Source organism: Streptomyces sp. NPDC001880, from assembly GCF_053594575.1.
On record NZ_JBSFET010000181.1, the window covers coordinates 1 to 5353 of the forward strand.

General features: G+C 73.2%; 6 protein-coding genes. 4 read left to right on the top strand and 2 right to left on the bottom strand.

Annotated elements, in window-relative coordinates; translation table 11 throughout:
• On the bottom strand, positions 1-134 hold a 134-nt coding region (locus ACWCQ6_RS35480; protein WP_451095894.1), incomplete at its 3' end, for a DUF7691 family protein.
• Between the two features lie 258 nt (positions 135-392).
• Between ACWCQ6_RS35480 and ACWCQ6_RS35485 the strand changes: the two genes are divergently transcribed.
• On the top strand, positions 393-1199 hold the full coding sequence (locus ACWCQ6_RS35485) for an alpha/beta hydrolase (protein WP_451096390.1): 807 nt from the start codon (positions 393-395) through the stop codon (positions 1197-1199).
• Here ACWCQ6_RS35485 and ACWCQ6_RS35490 read toward each other — a convergent pair.
• Complete coding sequence (locus ACWCQ6_RS35490; protein ID WP_451096392.1) at positions 1196-2506, bottom strand: helix-turn-helix domain-containing protein; 1311 nt, start codon at positions 2504-2506, stop codon at positions 1196-1198. The two genes, ACWCQ6_RS35485 and ACWCQ6_RS35490, sit on opposite strands and share 4 nt — an antisense overlap.
• Positions 2507-2706: 200 nt before the next feature.
• Here ACWCQ6_RS35490 and ACWCQ6_RS35495 point away from each other — a divergent pair, with 200 nt between their 5' ends.
• The 3 genes from ACWCQ6_RS35495 to ACWCQ6_RS35505 all read left to right on the top strand — a co-directional run bounded on the left by ACWCQ6_RS35495 (position 2707) and on the right by ACWCQ6_RS35505 (position 5287).
• The gene (locus ACWCQ6_RS35495; protein WP_451096394.1) at positions 2707-2835 is read left to right on the top strand and encodes a hypothetical protein; all 129 of its coding nucleotides are present in this window, start codon (positions 2707-2709) and stop codon (positions 2833-2835) included.
• An 86-nt stretch (positions 2836-2921) separates the two neighbouring features.
• Complete coding sequence (locus ACWCQ6_RS35500; protein ID WP_451096396.1) at positions 2922-4394, top strand: MBL fold metallo-hydrolase; 1473 nt, start codon at positions 2922-2924, stop codon at positions 4392-4394.
• Positions 4391-5287 (top strand): hypothetical protein, encoded by an 897-nt coding sequence (locus tag ACWCQ6_RS35505; RefSeq protein ID WP_451096398.1) that lies wholly within the window; start codon positions 4391-4393, stop codon positions 5285-5287. Before ACWCQ6_RS35500 ends, ACWCQ6_RS35505 begins: the two co-directional genes overlap by 4 nt.
• Positions 5288-5353: the final 66 nt, after the last annotated feature.

The window sequence follows — 5353 nt, forward strand, 5'->3', positions numbered from 1 at the left end:
AAATAGTCGTCGTCACGTGCCAGGTCGTCCCCAAAGCCGTTGCGGATCGCCTCCAGCAACTGGTCATCGCGGGATCCGACCAAGGCACGCGTAGCAGCCACATCGAGCAGGTAGACGCTCAGTGAAGAACTCATGGGGCGAACCTATGGGAAGCCTCTGACACTGCTGCACGCGGCCGCTGACGGGTACAGCAGTGCACGGCATAGACGCCCCGCCCCGTGACACCCCAGCCGATCACCAACGTGAACTCTGCGCGGCCTGACCGCGTTGTTCTGGTCGAACGTCAACCCGTACGGCACCTTCCGCCTGGACATGGACAAGCGGCTCGACCTCACGTCGGTCGCTGCCGTTCCCCGCCCCGACGCCCCCCGTAGGGTGGCTACCATCTGCTTATGGTCGATCACGAGACTGCGTTTCAGTCCCTGGACGGCACCGCGCTGTTCGGCACGGTCTGCTCGGCGGAGACGACGGCCGGGATGGCAGTGCTGGTCCACGGGGCAGGGGTGACCCGGGAAGAGGGCGGCTTCTTCACCCGCCTGGCCGCTGGCCTCGCCGCCTCCGGGGTGACCAGTCTGCGGTTCGACCTGCGGGCTCACGGGGCCAGTGGCGGGCGCGAGTCGGAGCTGACGATCGCCTCGGTGACCAACGACATCCGCGCGGCCGGTGACCGGCTGCGCGCGCACACCAGTCGGCCGGGCCCGGTGCACGTGATCGCCGCGTCGTTCTCCGGCGGTGCCGCCGCGCTGCACGCCGCGCACCGGCCGGACGAGGTCGCCAAGCTGGTGCTGCTGAACCCGCGGCTGGACTACAAGGAGCGGTACGTCACCTCCCGACCGGGCTGGTGGGACGACTACCTGTCCCGGGACATGGCGGTCCGGTTGGAGGAGCAGGGGTTCACCGAGAAGTCGCCGTTCGAGCTGAACCGGGCCCTGCTGAACGAGGTCTTCTACCTGGACACTCCAGCGATCCTGGCCGGGGTGCGGGCGCCGGTGCTGATGGTGCACGGCACCGCGGACACCTTCGTGCCGATCGAGTCGTCCCGCCGGCACAAGGCGATGTTCGGCGGGCCGGTGGAACTGGTGGAGCTGGACGGAGCCCAGCACGGCTTCGCCGTCCACGACGACCCCAAGTACCTGCACCCGCAGTCGCAGGCATGGCAGCGTGAGGTGATCGAGCGGGTGAGTGCCTTCCTCGGTTAGGCCACTGCCAGCTCGCCCAGCCGCTGCCGGAACTCGGCTACGCCGGGACGCTGGGCGTACGGCGCGAGGTCGTCGGCGGTGCGGTGGAGCTCGGCGAGCACCTGCCCGAAGCGGGCGCCGGCAGCGAGTGCCAGGGCCTCCATCGCGGCCGAAGCTGCCTCGTCCGGTTCGCCTGCCGCGACCAGGGCGCCGGAGTACTGGGCGGTGAAGAACGCCCGGTCGCGGGGCGCGAACGCAGCCGTGGCGAGGTGTTCGCCGAAGAGGTTGACGGCCCGGTCGCTCTGGCCGGCTTCGCGGTAGCAGATTGCGCTCTGCACCATGAGGCGCTCGCTGGTGTAGCCGTCGCCGAGCGGGCCGGTGCAGGTGGCGGGCCCGCTCGCCGGGGTGGCCTGGCCGAGCGCGGTGTGTGCCTGGTCGAGCGTGCGGGTCACCTCCTCGACGCGGGCGCCGGTCAGGGCCAGCGCCCGCGCCTGCTGCTGGAACGCTTCCGCGCGCGGTCTCGGTGGCAGCGTCCAGGGGCCGGTGGTGGCGGCGCGGGCGAGGTCGAGCATCCGGGTCGCGTCGGTGCGGTCGGTAGCCTGGGCCTGGCGGAGCAGGACGTAGGCGTGCATGGCGCCGTCGCCGGTCAGCGTCGCCCACTCCTTCGCCTGGTAGTGCCAGTACGCGACGGCCGGGGCGGGGGCGCCAGCGTCTCGGTGGAGCCAGGCCGCGAGCTCGGCGCCCCGGGCGCCGAGGACCAGCAGCTCACGCCGCAGACCGGGGGCGCGGGTGCGGGCGGCGGAGTTGATCGCCGCGAGGATGCCCAGCACGGTGGGCAGCGCCTCGTGCGGGCCGGCGAGCCCGTCGGCGCGGGCAGCGTCGTCCAGCGCGGTCCGCAGGTGGCCAAGGAGTTCGCGGTCGCCGTGGCGCCGGGCGCCGTGGGCGGCGGCGGTGAGGTGGTCCAGGGCCGTGAGGTCGAGCACCGGGGCGGCGCCCACCAGGCCCAGGAACGTCCGTCGGCGCACGTGCTCCTCCAGCTTCTCTCCGTTCTCGCCCGGGCGCCGTCCGGTGGGCCGGGCGGGCCGTCGAAAGCCGAGGTCTTCAAGCGGGCAGCCGAACATCGCCTTCAGGACGCGCCGGGCATCGCGGTTGGGCCAGGTCGACTCGCCCGACTCCCACCGCCTCACCTGCCGCACCGAGATCCTGGCTTGCTCGCTCAGCTCGCGGGCCGTCTCGTCGTACGCGGCGGCGAAGTCCTCCTGGGTGTGCCAGCCGCGCTCCACGCGGGCGGTGACGAGACGCCAGTTGGCTACGGCGTGTTCAGGCATGGGCACCCCCGGAATCCAGGACCACCACGGTAGCCATCATGGCCACCGTCAGCGAGGGGCCGGTACCTACCCGTCACGGTGTCCGGTGAAGCGTCCGGTGATCCGGCCTCGACCCAGGCCCCGGGCGGCGGTGAACTGTGAGCACCGGATCGGCCCGCCCGGCCGAGTCCCCAACACCCCCTCTACGCAAGGAGGACGCCATGAAGACCACCGCGAAGGCCCCTGCCGTCACGCTCGACCCGAAGAAGGTCGCCGCGATCCAGGCCAAGGTCGCCCGGCTCGTCGGCACCGGCGCGCTGACCGCCGCCCCGCACACCTACCACCACTGAGTGATCTCCGGGAGGGCGGGACGGCTGGGGCCGTCCCGCCCTCCCGGGCCTTCCAGCCCCGGTCCCGACATCAAGGAGGCAAAGCTGTGGACACCCGCCTGGAGCTGACGTTCCTGGGCCACCAGACCTGGCTGGTCCAGGGCGGCGGCCACCGCGTCCTGATCGACCCCGTCCTCAAGGAGGCGTTCGGCCTGCCCGGCCGCGCCGAGTGCCGCATCTGGCCGTCGCGCCGGATCGACGCCGGCCTGATGCCCCGCCCGGACGCCGTCGTGCTCACCCACGAGCACCTCGACCACTTTCACCTGCCCTCCCTGGACCTGCTGGACCGCAGCGTGCCCGTCTACACCGGGCCGCTGCTGCCAGCCCCGGTCGAAGAGGCGATCGTCCGGCTCGGCTTCGAGGTCCGCCGCGTCGACCACACCGAGGCGATCGAGCTGGGCGACCTGCGCGTCACCCTCTACCCGGCCGGCGCCCAGACACTGTTCTGGGAGGACCGCGTCGTCCAGCCCTGCCTGCGGGTCGGCGACGGACCCACGGTGTTCATCGCGGTGGACGCCGACCCCTCGGACCTGTACCTGCAGCAGGTCGCCGAGGGCGCCCAGCCCGTGCCGCGGATGGCGGTGGTCTCCAACAACTCCCAGATCGTGCCGCCCGGCATGCCCGCTTCCTCGGTCAACCTGCTGCCTGGCGTGGACGGCACCCGGCACAAGACCGGCCTGAGCGTGCTCAACCAGCTGCTGCTCGAAGTCCTCGCCCCGCTCGACGGCGTGAGGGACGTGGCGCTGTGCGGCAACGGCTTCCTGCCGCCCGGCTCGCCGCACGGGCCGTTCCTCTACTCCGACCACCCGAAGATGGCCTCGGCCGCCAACGGCCTGCAGAACCTCTTCCACGTCCACGGGCCGCGCCCGGGCGAGCGGCTGACCCTCCCGGCCTCGCCCTCGGAGAAGGTGATGTCCGACCAGGTCGGGTGGGTGCGGATCGACGACGACTTCGAGTACGAGGCGCTGGTCGCCCACGCCGCGTTCCTGGCCGACCCCGGCGGCGTCGAGCTGGTCCCGCTCGCCGAGCCGCCCGCCGACCAGGACCAGGCCCTCGCCGAAGTCCGCGACGCGCTGCCGCGGCTGGGCCGCGAACTGCTGGTCACCGGCACAGGGATGCTGGCGTGCAGCATCCACGAGTACCTCTCCGGCCCGCTCGGCCCCCACCGCGCGGTGCTGCGGCTCAAGGACGGCCCCGGCGGCGAGCTCCTGCAGTTCGCGTGGGACGTCACCACCGCCGACTTCGTCCAGGTCGAGCCGGCCGGGCGCGAGGAGGCGATGGCCGCCTACCCGTTCGGCGCGGAGATGTTCTTCCAGGACTACCGCGCCCTGCTCCAGGGGCGTCTGCAGGTGTGGGACGTGGCCGGCGGCGCGATGGAGTGCTGGCACATCGGCCGCCCCCTGGACAGCCTCGTCTACGCCTTCTTCGGCATCTACGGCGAGCACCAGCGTCCCGATCTCGCCGCCCTGTCCTACGTGAACCTGGCCGCCGGCATCACCGCGTCGGCGGGAGCCCGGTGACCACCGCCCCGGCGCCGGCCACCGCCGCCCAGGCGCTGACGGGACTGGCCCGCATCCGCCCCGCCGGGTGGCTGGCCACCCCGATGCCCGCCGACCCTGTCGACCTTCTCGTGCACGCCCGCCAGGTGCTCGCCGCCGACCACCCGGGCGTGAACGGCCGGGTCAGCGTGGTCAACGCCCGGTACACCGCCGCGGTGTTCGCGGTGCACCGGCCGCCGCCGGAGGGCTCGCTGGTGCTCAAGCTCCATGCCGATGCGGCCGCGTACGCCGGGGAGACTCTGGCGTACGCGCTGCTGGCCGACGTTGCGCCGGTCGCCCGGCTGTACGCGGAGGGCCAGGAGTCGCTGTCGCTGCTGCTGGAGTACCTGCCCGAGCCCGCCGACTGGAGCGAGGCGGCCATGCCCGCTGTGCTGGCGAAGCGGGTCGCCGCCGTCCACACGGCGTCACTGCGGCTGCCCGGCGAGGCCGCCGAGGCACTGGCCGGCTTCACCCTCGCCGCTCTGCACGGCGCCCCGGCCCCGGCCTGGATCACGGACCCGGCGGCCTACGCCGAGGTGCTGGCCGCGCACCTGGACGCCTACGGGCCGCGTCTGGTGCCGCTGGGCCACCTCGACCTCAAGCCCGAACACCTGCGGCAGCGGGCCGACGGCGAGGCGGTGCTGCTCGACGTGGAGAGCGTGCGACCCGACGGGACCGGGCTGATCGACCTGGTCACCCTGCCCGCCGTCCTGCGGCAGGCCGGCCACGAGCCCAGCCCGGCCCGGGTGCTGGGCCTGTACCTGGACGCCACCACCGCGCTCGGCGCCCGCTGGACGGCCGGCTCGCTGAAGACCGCCCTGCGCGCATACGCGGCGGCCACCGGCCTGGAGAGCCTGCACGGTCTGGACGGGTGAACGCCGAAACGCCCGGCGCCCCGCCGACCACCACGGTTCGGCGGCCGCTGCCGGGTGCGCTCCTGA

Excerpts from the sequence above, each read along its gene's own strand:
- ACWCQ6_RS35485 (WP_451096390.1), top strand. The coding sequence starts at position 393 with ATGGTCGATCACGAGACTGCGTTTCAGTCCCTGGACGGCACCGCGCTG.
- ACWCQ6_RS35490 (WP_451096392.1), bottom strand. The coding sequence starts at position 2,506 with ATGCCTGAACACGCCGTAGCCAACTGGCGTCTCGTCACCGCCCGCGTG.
- ACWCQ6_RS35495 (WP_451096394.1), top strand. The coding sequence starts at position 2,707 with ATGAAGACCACCGCGAAGGCCCCTGCCGTCACGCTCGACCCGAAGAAG.